Origin of the sequence: Amycolatopsis pigmentata (assembly GCF_042684065.1) — a bacterium.
GTDB classification, from domain to species: Bacteria; Actinomycetota; Actinomycetes; order Mycobacteriales; family Pseudonocardiaceae; genus Amycolatopsis_E; species Amycolatopsis_E pigmentata.
The window spans coordinates 334,677-351,554 of record NZ_JBHUKR010000011.1 but is presented as its reverse complement, the minus strand read 5'-3'; the positions used below and the strand labels follow the sequence as shown (position 1 = coordinate 351,554).

Genomic DNA, 16,878 nt, shown 5'->3' with positions numbered 1-16,878 from the left:
AGGAGTGCGGTGAAGCGACCGACGATGTCCGATATCGCCCGGGCCGCCGGGTTGTCCAAGGGCGCGGTGTCCTACGCGCTCAACGGGCGGCCCGGCGTCTCCGAGCCGACCCGCCGCCGTGTGCTGCGGATCGCCGAAGAACTGGGCTGGGTACCGAACACCGCCGCACGGGCGCTGTCGGCGGACCGGGCGGGCGCGGTCGGGCTCGCGTTCGCCCGCCCCGCGCGGATTCTCGGCCTCGAACCGTTCTTCATGCAGCTCATTTCCGGGATAGAAGCGGTGCTGGCGGAGCGATCCCTGGCGTTGGTGCTCCAGGTGGTCCCGGACGTCGACGCGGAATGTGAGGTGTACCGGCGGTGGTGGGCCGCCCGCCGGGTCGACGGGGTGATCATGGTCGACCACCGGGTCTCCGACCCGCGCCTGGACGTGCTGGCCGAACTCGGGCTGCCCGCCGTGGTCGCCGGAGGACGGCCGGAGCGCGCCGGAATCGGTTCCGTGTGGGCCGACGACCGGGTGCCCATGCGCTCGCTGGTGGAGTTCCTCGCGGAACTGGGCCACCGGAGCGTCGCCCGCGTCGCCGGCCTGACGGAACTGCGGCACGTGACCACACGGACGGCCGCCTTCGAACGGGTCGCCGCGGAGCGGGGGATGCGGGTGCGGGTGGTGGACGGCGACTTCTCCGCCGAGGAGGGCGCCCGCCTCACCCGCGAACTGCTCCGCGGACGCAAGCGGCCGACCGCCATCGTCTTCGACAACGACGTGATGGCCGTGGCCGGGCTCGCGGTGGCTCAGGAACTGGGCGTCGCGGTGCCCACGGAACTGTCCATTGTGTCCTGGGAGGACTCGCCGCTGTGCCGGCTCGTGCACCCGCCGTTGACCGCGCTCGCCCGCGACATCCCGGCCTTCGGGATGACCGCGGCCCGCACCCTCGCCGACATCCTCGACGGCGGCGAGCCGCACGCCGTTCAGGCGGAGACGCTCAGCCTCGCCGTGCGCGGAACCACCGCGCCGCCGCAGGTCACCGCCAAACGGTGACGGGTGCCTTCGGCGAGCCGAACTGGACGATCTTGTCGTCGACGAGCTGAACGGCCAGCGGCTCGGCGCTGCCGTCCTGGCCCCCGCCGAAGGTCGGTCCCTGGCCCATCGCCCCGTCGGCGAGAGCGAACGACAGAATCTGCTGTGTGTCGTCGCTGTCCGGCGGCGTGTAGTCGACCTTCACGTTCCCGTTGTCGAGACCGGCGACGACCGCGGAGGAATCGGGATCGAACTTGTGTGTCCACAATGGCTTACCGGTGGTGATGTCGTAGGCGGTCACCGAGTACGTGGTGTGCATCGTCTCCTGCTCGCCGGTGTCCACGGTGACCATGGTGGTGCCGGAGAACACGGACGTACCGTATTCGTGGTGTGACGACGCGTACCGGCCGCTGGTCACGCCGATCGGGACGGGTGGCATGCCCTGCCCGGGGAGGTAGTACATGCCGGTCCTGGCGTCCACCGCGACCACGGGGTTCGACGACAAGAGCCACCACGAGCCGGGCGCGCGGTCGTTCGACGCGTCCTCCGTCCACTTCACCTGGCCGGTGGCGGTGTCGTAGGTGACGACCTTGACCCCACCGGAATCGCAGTCCAGGATCTGCGCCGTCTGGTTGCCGGTCGCCAGCGCGTCCAGCGAGGTGCAGTCGCCGCCGAGGTCGGACCCGTCGGGCACCTTCGGCGCCTCCCAATGCTTCGCGCCGTCGGCCGCGCCGAAGCCGAAGGCGGTTTCGGGATCGTCGACGACCACGGTCGTTTCGGCGACCGACAGTGCTCCGACGAGGCCGGTGTAACCCTGGAAATTGCTCGGCAACGTCAGCTGGGTGGTCCAGAGTTGCTTGCCTGCCTTGGCATCGATCGCCGCGACCACGGTGCAGTGGTCCTTGTCCGGTCCGAAACCGACGGCGCCGATGCCGCTGTCGGAGGCGTGGCTCATCGCGCAGACCTGTTGCCCGGCGGGCGGGTTCACCTGCCACACCTGATGTCCGGTAGTCAGGTCGTAGCCGGTGATTCCCGATTGGGCGAGGTAGGCGACCGTGTGGTCGTCGACGATCCAGCCGCCGTGTACCTGACTCGAGTCGGCACCGACCGGCGGTGCCGCCCAGAGCTTCTTCGCGGCATGGGAACCGCCGCCACCACTACCTGCCGACGACGAACCGTGGTTTCCCGAGGAGAAGACACCAGTGGCCGCGAGCGTGATCCCCGTTCCCGCGATCACCACGACCACCACGAGGAGCGCGATCAGCAAACCCTTGCGGCTCTGGGGTTTCGGGGGGACGCCCCCGACACCGCCCGGCATGGGCTGCCAGTACGCCGGTTGCCCGGGCGCCGGATTCCAGCCTGGGGGATACCAGGTTTGGGGGTTCGCGCCTGGGGGATACCCGCCTTGCGGGTTCGTGCCCGGGGCGGTCCAGCCTTGGGTGCTCCAACCTTGGGGATCGCCGCCCTGCGCGTTCCAGCCCTGCGGGTTCGGGTTTCGCGGGTTCGAGTCCTGGGGAGGAACGGGGTTGCCGGGCGGTTCGGTCATCCCCGTTTTCTATCACCAAGACCACCGTCATTCGGGACGTTTCGGGGAAACTCGGTGGTCTGGAGCGCGGCGGCGATCCGGTCGACCGCTTCGGCCACCCGCTCCGGCGCGGTGGCGAAGTTGAGGCGTGCGAAGCCCTGGCCCGCCGCGCCGAAGCGTGGTCCCGGGGACAGCGCGACGCGGCCTCGCTCGAGGAAGACCTCCGCCGGATCGGCACCGAGGGCGAGAGCCCGGCAGTCCAGCCACGCCAGGTACGTGGCTTGAGGGCGGTACCAACGGATCGCGGGAACCTTGTCGACGAGCGCTTCGCCCAGGAGACGCCGGTTGGCGTCGAGACCCGCCATGAGGCCCGCGAGCCACGGTTCTCCCTCCGCGAAGGCGGCTTCCGAAGCGAGCACGCCGAGCAGTCCGGCACGCACGCTCACCTCCTCCGGAATCCGGGCGAGTTCCGTGGGGGTTTCCGGGCCGGGCACGGCCAGTGCCGTCTTGAGGCCGGGAAGGTTCCACGCCTTCGTCGCGGAAACCAGCGTGATCGCGCGGGCCGAGGCCGCGGTGTCCAGCGACGCGAACGGAACGTGCCTGGCCTCCGGATAGGTCAGCGGCGCGTGGATCTCGTCCGCGATCACCCGCACGCCGTACCGGTCGGCGAGGCCGGCGACCGTGGCCAGCTCTTCTTCGCCGAACACCAAGCCGGTCGGATTGTGCGGGCTGCACAACAGGTAGGCCTCGGCCCCGGCGGCGAAATCCCGCTCCAGGCGGTCGAAATCGAGCCGGTAGCCGCTTTCGCCCAGCGCGAGCGGGCTTTCCACGATGTGCCTGCCGATGCGGTCCAGCCAGACGAAGAACGGCGGGTAGGCCGGGGTGTTGACCACCACGCGATCTCCCCTGGTGGTGGTCAGCAACATCGCTTCCACGACGCCGCTCATCACGTCGGCGACCAGCCGCATCCCGGCGGGATCGGGGCGCCAGCCGTAGCGCCTCGACGCGAACTCGGCGTAGACCTCCGGCAGCCGGCCCGCGGCCGCGTAGCCGGTGTCGCCCCGCCGGATCGCGGCGGTGAGCGCGGACGCGATCGGCTCCGCGAGCGGCGTGTCCATCTCCGCCACCCACATCGGCAGCACGTCCGGCGGGTAGGTGGCCCATTTGACACTCCGGCGCTCGCGGAGCGAGTCGAGATCGTAGGCGGACAGAGGACCGTCACCGTTCGCCCCCGGCGAGCGTGTCATAGGGGAAATCATCCCCTGGGTGGCGGTCCTTGTCCTGCCGGAGAACCCTGACCTGGGCGAGCGCCGAGGACTCAGGAGTCGTCGGGCCTCTTCACCGGGAACCGGCCGAACCCGCCCCCGTCGAGCACCAGGGTCTGTGCCGTCACGTAACCGGCCGCGTCGGAAGCCAGGTACGCCACGGCGCCCGCGATGTCCTCGGGCAGCCCGACGCGGCCGACCGCGATCGCCTTTCCGCGCTGCGCGAGGACTTCCTGATCGTCCAGGGCGGGATCGGGACTGAGCACGGCCCGGCTCGTCCCGACCAACCCGGGACAGATCGCGTTGACGGTGATGCCCCACGGAGCCAGGTCCATCGCGAGCGAACGGGTCAGCCCGAGCACCCCTGCCTTCGACGCCGAATACGCCGCCGCCGCGGGAGCGGCGGACATCCCGGCCATCGACGAAATGTTGACGATCCGGCCCCACCGCGCCTTGCGCATCACGGGCACCGCGAAGCGCGACATCAGGTACGTGCCGCGCAGGTTCACCCGGATCACGCGATCCCACGCCTCGATGGGAGCGTCTTCGACGTCCTGGCGGTCGGGCCCCTGGGGCGCGGCCGCGTTGTTGACCAAGATGTCGAGGCCGCCGTGCCGATCGACCGTCTCGCCGACCATGCGGCGCGCGTCGTCCTCTTCGCCGATGTCCCCCACAACGCTGGAGGCCGTACCGCCGCCGGCTTCGATCTCCTCCACCAGGCTTTCCACGCCACGCCAGTCGTCGCCGGTTCCAGCGACTCCCAGACGTTCCTGCCGCTGGTTCGCCACCCCCGCGGGCAAGACGTCCGAGACCACCACCGCGGCCCCGCTCGCCGCGAGTGTCCGCGCGATCGCCTGCCCCATCCCGTCCCGCTTGCCGCACCCGGTGACCAGCGCGACCCGTCTCTCAGACTGTGTTTTCAAAGGCGCGCGATCGGATTTGCGTAGACGGGCCGTGGCCCGCGAGGCACCATCACCTTCGCGCGCAGGCGGCCCGCCTCCGAAAATCCGAGCCTCCGGCACTCGCGCGCACCTCCTCACCTCGGGCTCTAACACGGACTTGTGAGACACGCATTAGTCATGGACCGAATCGGCGGGGTAGGTGAGGTCGATGGACTGCTCGGGCACGCCCAGGGTCTGCTGGAGGATGCCGCGCATGATCGGCTCCGGCGCCAGGCAGTCCGCGCACGCGTCCGGATCGGCCACCGTGATCCGCACCGACACCCGCTCCCCCGCCTCGCTCACGTCCATCGCGTAGCCGTCGGCGGCGAGCGTCGTCCGCATCGCTTCGAGACCGTCTTGATTGATCATGCCGTGCCTCCCACCGGGACCGATTTCCCCGACCATTCCCCGAAAACCCGCACCACCATCGACATCGCGGCGTTCCGCGCGCCCGCCACGACCACCGGAACCTGGACCGGTGCCGACATGAACCGCTGGAACTCCTCGTCGCCACCGGGTTCGGCCGAAGCGTGGCGGACTCCGTTGTTCCCCAGGCCGTTCTTGCCCGTCCCGCGCAGGTCCGCACCGGTGCGCCCGACGTGGTCGAGCAACCAGGACTTGACGTCCGCCTTGGAGAAGCCCTCCTTGGCCAGCATCTGCGCGTGCTCGGGGCAAAGCACCACCCCGCACGACATCTCGCGGAAGATCAGCGCACCGATGCGGGCCATCGTGTCCGCGATGTCCGCGAGCACCTGCTCGGGGTCCTGAGTATGCCGGTTGTCGACATATTCACAAGTCCGCAGCAGTGTCGCCGAGACCGCGCTGACGTTCTCGCCGAGCCCGGTTTCGACCGACAGCGGCTCCCACGGGCTTTCCTCTTCGTTCTCCGCCAGGCAGATCTGCCACCGTCCCGGAAGACCCTGCGTGGCCTGCTCCAGCACGTGCGGGCGAATACCGAACGCGTTGCGCACGATCAGCCCGATCGCCCGCGCGACCGTCGCGTTAGGACGGAAGCCGGGCCCGAAAACCCCTCCCGTGCTGTTGAAACCCAGCTCGGCGCGCACCGGCCCGTTGACCACGATGAGCGGCGCCGGACCGCTGGTGCTCTGCCAGCCACCACCCCGAGCGGCCCGCTCCAGCATCAGCGCCTCCCACGCGGCGAGCACCACCGGGAAGTACTCCGGCAGGCACCCGGCCATCGCCGCGTTGATCGCCGCCTGCTCGACCGTGCACTCGCGGTCGAGCTGCTCCACCCGCCCGATCACCGTCTCCGGGGGCAGCGTGGTCCGGGCCAGGAACCGGTCCACCAGTGGACGGGACGCGGGCACCACCGGCAGGCCGTCCGTCCAGTCCTGCTCGTAGCAGTATTCGATGGCTCGCTGGGCAGCCCGGGGATCAAGGTCGGGATCGGGTGGCGTCATGAGCCGGTCAGGATCTCGACGACCGCGGGCAACGCCTCTTCCGCACGCTTGCGTATCTCCTCGGGCGTCAGCACGGCGACCGGGTGCGCGGTCTTGGCATACCGGTAACCCTTCGCCTCGCGCAACTCGGCCATCGCGTCGGCGGTGACCGTGAAAGCGTCGCTGCAGATCACCGCCGCCGGGATACCCTGTCGTTCGAAGGCGACCCCGTCGGCGACCGCGGACGCGCTGCACGACCCGCAGTCGCCGACACCGGTGATCACGGCGTCACAGGCGTCCGCCAGCTCCCGCATCAGTTCGGCGCTGACCGGCATGGCGAAATTGGTCTTGGTCCGCGCGACCGTGGTGGCCACACCATGTCGCTCGCGCAGAAGCTTTCCCAGTTCTTCCAAGAAGAGCGCGGCGTTCTGCTTGGTGTTCTCCAGCAAGCCGATCGTCGCGCCCGCCAGCCGCACGCGCTGTGGCGTCAGGACCGCCGAAGCCGCCTTCACGCGGGTGCCGCCGGTCGGGTCGAGAATCGCGTCAACCATGGATGATCACTCCCCGGATGTTCTTGCCCGCCATCATGTCCCGGTAGCCGTCGTTGACCTCGTCGAGCCGGTAGCGATGGGTGATCAGCTCGTCGAGCTTGAGCTGTCCCGCGCGGTAGAGGTCGAGCAGGCGCGGGATGTCGTGGAGCGGATTCGCGTTGCCGAAGAGCACTCCGTGGATCTTGCGGCGGTACAGCGCCATCATGCTGCCCGGCACGCCCAGTTCGTACTTGCCGACGCCGGTGATGGTGACCTGGCCGTCCTTGCCGACCATCTCCGCGCCTTGGAGCACCACCTCGGTGGTCATGAAGCCGACGGTGAGGATCGCGTGCTCGGCCAGCTGACCACGAGTGTGATCGATCAGGAACTCCTTGGCCGCGGCCGGATCGGTGAACGTGTGGGTGGCGCCGACCTTCTTCGCCATCTCCAGTTTGAACGGCACCGGGTCGATCGCGATCACGGTCTTCGCCCCGGCGTACCGGGCGCCCTGCACCGCGTTGATGCCGACACCGCCGATGCCGAAGACCACCACGGTGTCACCGGCCCGCACGCCCGCCGCGTACACCGCCGAGCCCCAGCCGGTCGTGACACCGCAGCTCACCAGCGCGGCGGCTTCCGGCGGGATGTCCGGCTCGTACCGCACGCACGAGGTTTCCGACAGCACCGCGCGTTCGGAGAAGGTGCCCAGCACGCACATGCCCCCGAGGTCGTCACCGCCGGAATGGAAGCGGAACGTGCCGTCGGGAAGGCAGCCCTTTCCGGCGTTCAGCCCCGCGTCACACAGGTTCTGGCGGCCCGTCGAGCAGTAGCGGCACTTGCCGCAGACGGGGATGAACGAGCACACGATGTGGTCGCCCTCGGCCACGCGGGTGACGCCGGGACCGACGCGTTCGACGACGCCAGCGCCCTCGTGGCCTCCGACCATCGGCAGCCGGGCGGGCGAATCACCGGCCCGGATGTGTTCGTCGGAGTGGCACAGCCCGGCGGCTTCGAACCGGACCAGAACCTCACCGGCCTTGGGTTCGTCGAGATCGAGTTCCTCGATCGCCCACCACTTCTCCGGGCCGGCCTCACGGAGAACAGCGGCCTTCGTCTTCATCATCGGGCGCATCCCCTCCTCGACGGCAGTGCTCTTTCGCGCGATTTCGCCGATCTCCCGATGGTCGGGCACGCACCGCCGGTGCTCAAAGGACCTTTTCGCCTGGCGGCAGAGCCGGTGACGCCTCCGCTTGAACAGCGAGCGCACCCGGGAGATGCCAAGCTGGGCCCATGACGAAAGATCGCAACGTGCTCGGCGGGGAACTCGAGCCTTGCGGCAACGACCCGCTCACCGGGTTCTACCGGGACAACTGCTGTCGCACCGGTCCCGAGGATCTCGGTAACCATACGGTCTGCGCCATCGTCTCCCGCGAGTTCCTCGCCCATCAGCTCCGGTCGGGCAACGACCTGGTCACCCCGAGACCCGAGATCGGCTTTCCCGGCCTGCGACCCGGAGACACCTGGTGCGTGTGCGCGGATCGCTGGCGGGAAGCCCACGAGGCCGGCGTGGCCCCACCCGTCGTGCTCGCCGCCACCCACGCCCGTGCGCTCGAGGCCGTCGATCTCGAAGCGCTGCGGGGCCACGCGGCCGACATCCCGGCCGACCCCGGCTCACTCATGTGACCGAGCGCCCCTGCGGGCGAACGTGATCGTCGCGGCGACCGCTCCGAGCGCCACCACGATCATCACCACGTCGACGGCGAGATGGTGACGGCTCGCGAAGTCGGGTTCGAGCACACCGTGCGGATCGGCGAGGATCTCGGCCGGCGCGCCGGCCGGCTGACGGTCGGTGGAGTCGGTCCGGATGGACACCGGACCGGCGGCCGGACAGCTGAGGGCGTGCACGAAATCGTGGTGCTTGTAACGGGCGCTGGTGTCGACCTGCTGACGGCTCACCACCTGGCACGGCATCGCCTCGCCGAACAGTCGTAGTGCCAGGCCCCGGCCCGCCACGATCAACGCGGTGCACAGGATCAGCCCGCTCAGCGCTCCGACGATCAGCGCCCACCACGGCCCGCCGGCGAGCTGCACCACGCCGAGCGCGTAGACGACCACCCCCACGATGCCGAGCACGATCGCGGCGATCGTGCTGTGCGGCGGCAAGAGGAACAGCAACGCGCCGGCGAGCATCACCAGCAACCCGGTGGGCACGGCGACGCGACCGGTCCGGATCCCGAGCCGCCGGGCCGTCACGCCCGCTGCGGAAGCTGCCACGGCGCAACTGTACTGCGCCGTTCACCGCGGATCGGCAAGAGAAATCCTGCGCGAGGTGTCACGGTATGGTGCCCGCGTGCACGATGCCGGCTATTACGAGCTGCTCGGCGTAAGCAGGGATGCGTCGACCGTTGAAATCAAGTCGGCCTACCGGGCCAAGGCCCGGTACGTCCATCCGGACGCCGGCGGGTCGCCGGACGAGTTCCACGCGCTCCAGCTGGCCTATGAAACGCTGAGCGACCCGTCCCGCAGATCCGCTTACGACCAGGGAAAACTCCGGCGGTCGGCGCTGGCCGCGCCGGCGCGTTCCCCTCGGCAGCGGGACTTCGGCGAGGATCCGTCGTTCACCGCCGAAATCCCCGTGCTCACCGTGCGGGCGCTGCCGTGGTGGCATCGCGGGACCGAGTGCGCCCGGCCCGCCACCCCGATCGCGCCCGGGCATGCCCCGGTCGCGGTCCTGCTCGGCTGGCTCCTGCTGGTGATCGTGCCGATCATGGCGGGCCCGCTGCTGCTGACGTTCTGGCTGCTGCTCGCGACTTCAGTGGCGATCTGGCTGGTGCGCGGCCATCTCGCGCTCGTCCACGCGAGCCGGGAGTTCGCCGCCGAGTTCGGCCGGACGCTGGTGTTCGGCCGGCCCGGCGGCGATTCCGACCAGTGGGGCGAACGGCTGACCGCGGACCTGCTGGAGCGCTATCTCACCCGGCTGCCCGCCGTGCGTGTCTTTCACGGGCTCGCGCTGCCGGGCTCGGTGTTCGCCGATGTCGACCACGCGGTGCTGGCCGGGCGGCGGCTCGTGCTGATCGAGTCGAAGACCTGGCTGCCCGGGCACTACGAGGCCGACGAGACGGGCACGTTGTGGCGCAACGACCGCCGGTTCCGGGGTGGCGCGACCCGGTTGCCCGAGTCGATCGAGGCTTACCGGGATCTGCTGCCGGACGTGGAGATCCGGGGCGTGCTGATCCTTTACCCGAGCCGCGCCGGCGAGATCACCACCGAACCCGGCGGACCCGTCTCGGTTCCCCAGCCGATGACGCCGGAGCAGTTCGTCCACGAGATCGGCGGGTGGCTCGCCGCGCAGCCGTCCACAGTGGACGTCGACGTGCTGCGCCTGGTCCGCGCCCAGGTGGTCTAGATCACTCGTCCGCCCTACCCCGGCGCGCCCCAGAGGCAGATCGGCGGTGACGCGTCGCGCTTGAGCACGAAGGTGCCCTTGGACCGGATGGTGACGACGAGTCCGCGCTCGCGCAGGACCCGCGTGGCGTGCCGGGCGGTGCCGAGGGAGACGCCGTACCGGCGGGCGAGATCGAGTTCCGCCGGGAGCGGAGTGTTGGGTGCGAACTCCCCCGCGCGGATGCGGCGCGTGAGGTCGCTCGCGACCGCTTCGTAGAGGTAGCCGGGGGGTTCGGGATCGATGAGTTCACTGATCATGAGACCGAAGTTAGCATAGAAACGACAAATTGTCCGTCAGGAACGGCCGTTGGTAGGGTGGCTTCGACTGGAGGGGTTCACGAAGCGGAGAGGCGGCGCGCAGACGAACGATGACTCGCGGAGAGACACGGGTGACGAGCGGAAACGACGAGGACGGGCACGGTCTGGACGACCGGTTGCGCGCACTGGCCACCCGGATACGGAAGGTGCGCCGCGATCGCGATCTCAGCCAGGAGGACCTGGCCGACCGCGCCGGCGTCTCGCGCTCGGTCGTGGCCGAACTCGAACGTTCCCGGCTGGATCAGCCGAAGCGCCGCGAAGATCCGCGGAAGCGACCGCCGCGGAACATCACCCTCGACTCGCTCTTCCGAATGGCGGACGCCCTCGGCGTCCATCCGGCCGACCTCCTCGACGACCGGTGAGCCGTATTCAGTGTCCGCGAACGCGCGTCACATCGATCCGAAGGGCCACCGGATAATCAGCACTGAAATTCTTCGCACTGCCCGCGACGCGGATCATGGCTTCGCCATACTTTTCTTCATAATCGCGTAATTCGTGGGGCGGCGGTTGACCGTCCAGCCTTCGCGCCTCACCGGCGAACACGATGATGTCCCCACCGCGTCCGTCACCGTCGAAGTTGAGGGAAACCTTTGGGCGGGCGGCGATATGCGCGAGCCGATTCGCGTCGGATCGGTTGTATATCAGGAAACCTTCCTGCTGCCACAGGAACCAGACCGGGTTCGGCTGTGGCGTGCCGTCGGCGCCCACGGTGGTGAGCCAGATTATCGCCTCGGTCCGCAAGCGCTCCCGGACCCGTCGGCCGAATTGGCCATCTGCTAGCACGATCATGTCGTCCAGCATAGGTCTTCGCAAAACTTGTGCAGAAAATGTGGCCGTGACCCTTGTGGGTTACCTCAGTCGGGACGATAAGGTGCTCCGGTGCTCAATCGGATGAAGCGTTTTCTGACACTGAGACGCGGCGGGCGGACAATCCGGGCACGAGTGCTGGTGATCGCACTCATCCCGTGCCTCGCGCTGCTTGCTCTGGGCGTCGGCGGGGCAAGTTACCTGGTGGTCCAGGGGACCTCGGCGAAGGATTACGCCAGCAAGCTTCGCGAGGTCATTCCGCCGAGCATCGTGTTCCTCAACAACCTCCGCGAAGAGCGGAGAGTGACCATGCTGGCCATGGCCGGCGACCCGCAGGCCGCCTCGCAACTCGGGCAGACCCGGGCGGCCACCGACCAGACGGTGGCCCAGATCTCCCAGATCGCCGACCAGGTGGTGACCCTCAACCCGACGGGCATGGCCAAGGTGATGCCGGTGCTCGGCCAGTTCCTCGGCCAGATGCCGGATCTTCGCAAGAAGGCCGACGCGAACCAGGTCTCCGAACTCGACGTCGCCAACTACTACTCGGGCATCACCGGCGTCCTTGCGCTCGCGATGCCCGAACTGGCGCGCACCTCGCCTGACTCGTCCGCCGCCGTGGACGAATCGCTGTCGGCGGACATCGGCGTGGCCGCCGACGAGATGTCGACCGCGAACTCGATCGGGATCGCCGGGATCACCGGGGGCGGACTGACCGTGGACGAATGGCGCGCGTTCCGGCATCACGTCGAGGGTTACCACGCGCTGCTCGAACAGATCACCGACCGGTTGCCCGACCAGTCGAAGTCCGACCTCGTCGCGCTCACGAAGTCGGATGCGTGGCAGAAGGTCGTCACCGTGGAGAACACGTTGATCGACCGTGGCCCGCGGCCCTCGGCCACTTCCCGGGACACCAGGTCCATTCCGGTGGCCACGGCCGACTGGCAGAACGCCGCGCATCAGGTGACCACCTCGCTCGCGGACCTGTGGGGCAAGCAGCACGGCAACGCCAACGCGACCATCGTGGCCAGCGGTCAGCGCACGCAGATCAACTCGCTGCTGGGCGGCGGGGCCATCCTCGTGGTGACCGCGCTGGCGCTGCTGATCGCCGTCCGTCTGTCGAACAAGCTGGTCAACCGGTTGAAGCGGTTGCGGCAACAGACACTGACGATCGCCGACGAGGCCCTGCCGATGATGGTCAACCGGCTCCGGGAAGGCAGGCAGGTCGACGTCAGCGGTGATCTGACCACTTTGGACTTCGGACGCGACGAAATCGGTCAGGTCGCCGACGCGTTCAACAAGGCGCAGCGCACCGCGACCGCGGCCGCCGCGCAGGAAGCGAAGACCCGTGCCGGGGTCAACGCGGTGTTCCTCAACATCGCGCACCGCAGCCAGGTCGTCGTGCACCGCCAGCTGGAAGTGCTCGACCAGGCCGAGCGCCGGGAAGAGGACCCCGACCAGCTCGAGCTGCTGTTCAAGCTGGACCACCTGGCGACCCGCAGTCGCCGCAACGCCGAAAACCTGATCATTCTCGGTGGCCAGCAGCCCGGACGGCAGTGGCGGAACCCGGTGCCGTTGATGGAGGTCGTGCGCAGCGCGGTCGCCGAAACCGAGGACTACGCCCGGGTCCGCACGGGACGGCTGCCCGCCGTGTCCATGGTCGGGGCCGTGGTCGCCGACCTCGTCCACCTGCTCGCCGAGCTGGTGGACAACGCGACCTCCTTCTCCCCGCCCGAATCGCGCGTCGAGGTCCGCGGCAACGTGGTCGGCACGGGCATCGTCGTCGAGGTCGAGGACCAGGGACTCGGCATCACCAAGGAGGAACGCGAACGGATCAACGAGTCGTTGCACGAGACGCCGGACTTCGAAGTGATGTCGCTGTCCGGGGACGCCCGCCTGGGGCTGTTCGTGGTCGCGCGGCTCGCCGCGCGGCACGGCATCAGCGTCACCCTCGCCGAGTCCGCCTACGGAGGCACCAGGGCGATCGTGCTCATCCGGCAGAATCTCATCGCCCCGGTGGAACGCATCGACGACGACAACGCGGAGAACGCCAGCGAGGTCACCGATATCGCCTCTCTGCGCACCCCACGGCCCCGCCTTCCCAGCGCCAGCGGGGCTTTCGGCGGCAACGGGGTATCCAACGGCAACGGAGTCCCCGCCGGGGGATACGGTGGCGACGGCGGCACGTACGGCGATGAAACCGACGCGAGCGGCCGCTCGCTTTTCGAACCTGCGCCACCGAAGGCGCCGGTGGACTGGCCGCGCGAAGAAGCCGTCGAACCGCCCAGCACGGGCCCGCGGCACGCGCAAACCGTCACCCCCACCGACGGCCGACCGCCGTTGCCGCGCAGGCGTCGCCAGGCCAACCTCGCGCCACAGCTCGCGGCGGAGGTGAACACACCGACGGTGTCCGAAGAGCGTCCGCCCGAACAAGCACGGGACACGATGGCCGCATTCCAGCGGGGGACGCGCCAAGCGCGCGATGACGAATGAGGGAACATTGTGGAACCGCGCGATTCCCGGTCATGGTGAGTCGTCGCGTACTGACCCGAGGTCTGCGACAACGAGGAGAGAACTGAGACGTCATGGCCGATCCCACTACTACGAGTGAGCTCGACTGGCTGCTCGACGATCTGGTCAAAAGAGTGGCAGGTGCCCAGCGCGCGGTCGTGCTGTCGTCGGACGGTCTGCTGATCGGCCGTTCCCGGGAGCTGACCCGTGAAGACGCGGAACACCTTTCCGCGGTGGCATCGGGGTTCCAGAGCCTCGCCAAAGGAACCGGGAAACATTTCGGCGGCGGTAACGTGCGACAGACCGTGGTCGAGATGGACAACGCGTTTCTCGTGGTGACCGCCGCGGGACAGGGCGCCTGCCTCGCGCTGCTCACCAGCGCGGACGCGGACATGGGGATGGTCGCCTACGAAATGAACCTGCTCGTGAAGAAGGTCGGTTCGTTTCTGATCGCGGCCCCACGCGGCAATACGGTGGACACGCGCAGCTCATGATTCCCCGCGGCGAATCGTGGTTCGATGAGGACGCGGGCCCACTGGTCCGGCCTTACGCTCTGACGCGCGGTCGAACCCGGTCGGGCCGGCACGACCTGAACATGATCACTCTGGTCGTGACGGTCCGGCCGGACGCCGACGCCGCCTTCCTGGTGGAACCGGAATACTCGGAGATCCTGCTGATGTGCCAGACTCCGTTGTCGGTCGCCGAGATCTCCGCGAAGCTGAACCTGCCGATGGCGGTGGTCAAGGTTCTGCTGAGCGACCTGATCGAACACAACCTTGTCGTGTTCCGTTCCCCACCAGTGCGCACCCCCACTCCCGATCGGAAACTACTGCAGGCGGTACTTGATGGCATCCGTAGGCTCTAAGTCACCGGTCTCACCGGTCCTCGCCACCTCGGCGGTCAAGGTGCTCATCGCCGGAGGGTTCGGCGTAGGCAAGACCACGATGGTGGGATCGGTGAGCGAGATCGTGCCGTTGCGCACGGAGGAAGCGTTGTCCCAGCTCGGTTCGCGGGTCGACGATCTGTCCGGTGTGGACGGTAAGACGACCACGACGGTGGCGCTGGACTTCGGCCGGATCACCATCAACCCGTCGATCATCCTGTACCTGTTCGGTACGCCGGGCCAGGAACGGTTCTGGTTCATGTGGGACGAACTGGCCCAGGGCACGCTCGGCGCGGTCGTGCTGGCCGACACCAGACGGCTCGAAGGCTGTTTCGCCTCGGTGGACTTCTTCGAGCGCAGGGGGATCCCGTTCATCGTCGGGGTCAACTGCTTCGACGGAAGTCAGCTCTACACCGTGGACGAGGTGCGGTCCGCGCTCGACGTGGACGAGAGCCTCCCGATCGTGCTGTGCGACGTCCGGCGTCGCGAGTCCAGCAAAGAGGTTCTGGAAACCCTGATGCAGCACGTCATCGCCAGGACCCCGTAAAAGGCGGCGAAGAAGGGGGCTTGGTGGGATCGCCACCAAGCCCCCTTCTTTTCGTTTCGACGCCGGCGGTGACGGCGGGGTCAGGGTTTTCCGCCGTCACCCCCGGCGATGATCTTCCTCAGTCGCGCCGTTCCAGCTTCATCACCAGGTCACGCGGACCCAGCGCCATCGCGGCCAGCGGCTCGACTTTGGCGTTCGTGGGCTGGAAACGCCACCGCCCGGCGATCGTCGCGACGGCGAGGCTCGCTTCGACGACGGCGAAAACGTCTCCGATGCACTTCCGCGGCCCGGCCCCGAACTGCACGATGGCCTCCCGCGGGATCTCCGCGGCTCGGTCGGGCGACCAGCGGTCCGGGTCGAACTTGTCCGGTTCCCGGTAGAGCTTCGGGTCGTGGTGGATGACCCAGGGGCTGAACATGACCGAAGTACCGGCAGGGATGTGGTGTCCCTTCAGGTCGATGTCCTGCTTGGCCCGCCGGGTCAGGATCCACCCGGGCGGGTAGTAGCGCAGCGTTTCGCTCACGACCTGGGCCGTGTAGGTCAGCTGCTTGAGGTCCGCGTATTCGGCGGGCCTGCCGTCGAGCACCTCGTCGATTTCGGCGTGCACCCGCTTTTCCACGTCCGGATACTCGGCGAAGAGGTGGAACACCCACGACAGCGTGGACGCCGTGGTCTCCGTCCCGGCGACCAGGATCGTCATGATCTGGTCGTGGATCTCCTGGTCCGACAGGGTGTCGCCGGTCTCGGCCTCCTTGGCCAGCAACAACATGGTCAGCAGGTCGTGCCGGTCGGAATCGGTGTCGCTCCGGTAACTGGCCACGAGCTCGTCGGCCAGCCGGTGCATCCGCGACAGCACTTCGGTGAATTCCCGGTTCCGGCTCGTCGGCAGTTTCCCCATGGCCTTGACCAGCGGGTTGACCATCCGTTTGTACATCACGTCGAACACGAAGGGCATGCCGTGCTGCAGTTCGCGGACCAGTTCGTCGGCCGCGTCCGAGGACATCATGGCCCGGCAGGTGACCGCGAGAGTGAGCGCGCTCATCTCCTTGCGGACGTCGAGCTCCTGCCCGTCCTGCCACCCTTCGATGGCGTGCACTATCTCGTCGTGCATCAGCTTCGCGTAGTCGGCGATCCGGTCGCGCCGGAACGCCGGCTGCATAAGCAGCCGATGCCTTCTGTGTGTCTCTCCGTCGGAGTTGGCCAGGCCGTTGCCCAGCATGGAGCGAACCTCGTCGAACTGAGCCCCTTTGTCGAATTCACGAGGCTTCACGACGAGTATTTCGCGTACGAGCTCGGCCGAAGTCACGACGTAGGCGCGCTGCGGACCGAGCTTGATCTCCACGATGTCACCTTGCTCGCGCAACGAGTTGAAGAAGCTCAACGGATCGTTACGCATCTGAAGGGCATGTCCCAATACCGGAAGACCGCCTCGGGCAGGGGCGATCGCGGGAGAAGACAAGAATAACTCCAATCCATAAAATTGATCTCGGGCTAAGGACAACAATGTTCCATGGAACACCACGATGGGAGCAGTATCTACGCCCGAACGGACTATCTTCACAGCGCTGGAGACAAGAAGGTCAGAATGAAACGACTCTCCCGCTGGACGACTGAGGGCAGCACGAGAAAACGTTCACTCGCACTTGCCGGAGATCGGCTTTGCGAACGCGTTTCCCGGCAGGATCCGGGAATATTG

General features: G+C 68.2%; 19 protein-coding genes. 8 read left to right on the top strand and 11 right to left on the bottom strand.

The window, feature by feature from the left end; genetic code table 11:
• The first annotated feature begins 9 nt into the window (after nt 1-9).
• Nucleotides 10-1,035 (top strand): LacI family DNA-binding transcriptional regulator, encoded by a 1,026-nt coding sequence (locus ACFSXZ_RS23755; RefSeq protein ID WP_378267349.1) that lies wholly within the window; start codon nt 10-12, stop codon nt 1,033-1,035.
• Here the strand turns inward: ACFSXZ_RS23755 and ACFSXZ_RS23750 are convergent.
• The 7 genes from ACFSXZ_RS23750 to ACFSXZ_RS23720 form a co-directional block, all read right to left on the bottom strand.
• Nucleotides 1,019-2,560, bottom strand: a complete 1,542-nt coding sequence (locus ACFSXZ_RS23750; RefSeq protein ID WP_378267348.1) for an outer membrane protein assembly factor BamB family protein — start codon at nt 2,558-2,560, stop codon at nt 1,019-1,021. The two genes, ACFSXZ_RS23755 and ACFSXZ_RS23750, sit on opposite strands and share 17 nt — an antisense overlap.
• The gene (locus ACFSXZ_RS23745) at nt 2,557-3,786 is read right to left on the bottom strand and encodes a MalY/PatB family protein (RefSeq protein ID WP_378267347.1); all 1,230 of its coding nucleotides are present in this window, start codon (nt 3,784-3,786) and stop codon (nt 2,557-2,559) included. The genes ACFSXZ_RS23750 and ACFSXZ_RS23745 overlap by 4 nt, the downstream gene beginning before the upstream one ends.
• Before the next feature lie 71 nt (nt 3,787-3,857).
• A complete protein-coding gene (locus tag ACFSXZ_RS23740) occupies nt 3,858-4,727 on the bottom strand; it encodes an SDR family NAD(P)-dependent oxidoreductase (protein WP_378267346.1) in 870 nt (289 codons plus the stop codon).
• A 150-nt stretch (nt 4,728-4,877) separates the two neighbouring features.
• Nucleotides 4,878-5,114: a hypothetical protein gene (locus tag ACFSXZ_RS23735; protein WP_378267345.1), complete on the bottom strand. Its 237-nt coding sequence runs from the start codon at nt 5,112-5,114 to the stop codon at nt 4,878-4,880.
• Nucleotides 5,111-6,166 carry a hypothetical protein gene (locus tag ACFSXZ_RS23730; RefSeq protein WP_378267344.1) on the bottom strand — a complete coding sequence of 352 codons (1,056 nt, stop codon included), beginning with the start codon at nt 6,164-6,166 and terminating at the stop codon, nt 5,111-5,113. The genes ACFSXZ_RS23735 and ACFSXZ_RS23730 overlap by 4 nt, the downstream gene beginning before the upstream one ends.
• Nucleotides 6,163-6,696, bottom strand: a complete 534-nt coding sequence (locus ACFSXZ_RS23725) for a UGSC family (seleno)protein (RefSeq protein ID WP_378267343.1) — start codon at nt 6,694-6,696, stop codon at nt 6,163-6,165. The genes ACFSXZ_RS23730 and ACFSXZ_RS23725 overlap by 4 nt, the downstream gene beginning before the upstream one ends.
• On the bottom strand, nt 6,689-7,795 hold the full coding sequence (locus ACFSXZ_RS23720) for an NDMA-dependent alcohol dehydrogenase (RefSeq protein ID WP_378267591.1): 1,107 nt from the start codon (nt 7,793-7,795) through the stop codon (nt 6,689-6,691). The genes ACFSXZ_RS23725 and ACFSXZ_RS23720 overlap by 8 nt, the downstream gene beginning before the upstream one ends.
• Nucleotides 7,796-7,965: 170 nt before the next feature.
• Here ACFSXZ_RS23720 and ACFSXZ_RS23715 point away from each other — a divergent pair, with 170 nt between their 5' ends.
• A complete protein-coding gene (locus tag ACFSXZ_RS23715) occupies nt 7,966-8,358 on the top strand; it encodes a DUF2237 family protein (protein ID WP_378267342.1) in 393 nt (130 codons plus the stop codon).
• Here ACFSXZ_RS23715 and ACFSXZ_RS23710 read toward each other — a convergent pair.
• Nucleotides 8,347-8,949, bottom strand: coding sequence for a hypothetical protein (locus ACFSXZ_RS23710; protein WP_378267341.1), 603 nt, complete (start codon nt 8,947-8,949; stop codon nt 8,347-8,349). The two genes, ACFSXZ_RS23715 and ACFSXZ_RS23710, sit on opposite strands and share 12 nt — an antisense overlap.
• A 55-nt stretch (nt 8,950-9,004) precedes the next feature.
• Between ACFSXZ_RS23710 and ACFSXZ_RS23705 the strand changes: the two genes are divergently transcribed.
• Complete coding sequence (locus ACFSXZ_RS23705; RefSeq protein ID WP_378267340.1) at nt 9,005-10,081, top strand: J domain-containing protein; 1,077 nt, start codon at nt 9,005-9,007, stop codon at nt 10,079-10,081.
• A gap of 14 nt (nt 10,082-10,095) precedes the next feature.
• Here ACFSXZ_RS23705 and ACFSXZ_RS23700 read toward each other — a convergent pair whose 3' ends face one another.
• A complete protein-coding gene (locus ACFSXZ_RS23700) occupies nt 10,096-10,377 on the bottom strand; it encodes a GntR family transcriptional regulator (RefSeq protein ID WP_378267339.1) in 282 nt (93 codons plus the stop codon).
• A 131-nt stretch (nt 10,378-10,508) separates the two neighbouring features.
• On the opposite strand from ACFSXZ_RS23700, the gene ACFSXZ_RS23695 reads away from it, so the two are divergent.
• Nucleotides 10,509-10,799: a helix-turn-helix domain-containing protein gene (locus ACFSXZ_RS23695; protein ID WP_378267338.1), complete on the top strand. Its 291-nt coding sequence runs from the start codon at nt 10,509-10,511 to the stop codon at nt 10,797-10,799.
• A gap of 7 nt (nt 10,800-10,806) precedes the next feature.
• Here ACFSXZ_RS23695 and ACFSXZ_RS23690 read toward each other — a convergent pair whose 3' ends face one another.
• Entirely contained in the window at nt 10,807-11,226 is a 420-nt protein-coding gene (locus ACFSXZ_RS23690) for a TIGR03667 family PPOX class F420-dependent oxidoreductase (RefSeq protein ID WP_378267337.1), read from the bottom strand.
• A gap of 159 nt (nt 11,227-11,385) precedes the next feature.
• On the opposite strand from ACFSXZ_RS23690, the gene ACFSXZ_RS23685 reads away from it, so the two are divergent.
• From ACFSXZ_RS23685 to ACFSXZ_RS23670, 4 genes are all read left to right on the top strand, one after another.
• Entirely contained in the window at nt 11,386-13,734 is a 2,349-nt protein-coding gene (locus tag ACFSXZ_RS23685) for a sensor histidine kinase (protein WP_378267336.1), read from the top strand.
• A gap of 92 nt (nt 13,735-13,826) precedes the next feature.
• Complete coding sequence (locus ACFSXZ_RS23680; protein WP_378267335.1) at nt 13,827-14,246, top strand: roadblock/LC7 domain-containing protein; 420 nt, start codon at nt 13,827-13,829, stop codon at nt 14,244-14,246.
• Entirely contained in the window at nt 14,243-14,617 is a 375-nt protein-coding gene (locus tag ACFSXZ_RS23675) for a DUF742 domain-containing protein (RefSeq protein ID WP_378267334.1), read from the top strand. Before ACFSXZ_RS23680 ends, ACFSXZ_RS23675 begins: the two co-directional genes overlap by 4 nt.
• On the top strand, nt 14,598-15,182 hold the full coding sequence (locus tag ACFSXZ_RS23670) for a GTP-binding protein (RefSeq protein WP_378267333.1): 585 nt from the start codon (nt 14,598-14,600) through the stop codon (nt 15,180-15,182). The genes ACFSXZ_RS23675 and ACFSXZ_RS23670 overlap by 20 nt, the downstream gene beginning before the upstream one ends.
• A 118-nt stretch (nt 15,183-15,300) precedes the next feature.
• Here the strand turns inward: ACFSXZ_RS23670 and ACFSXZ_RS23665 are convergent, their stop codons facing one another.
• Nucleotides 15,301-16,701, bottom strand: coding sequence for a cytochrome P450 (locus ACFSXZ_RS23665; RefSeq protein WP_378267590.1), 1,401 nt, complete (start codon nt 16,699-16,701; stop codon nt 15,301-15,303).
• Between the last annotated feature and the right edge of the window lie 177 nt (nt 16,702-16,878).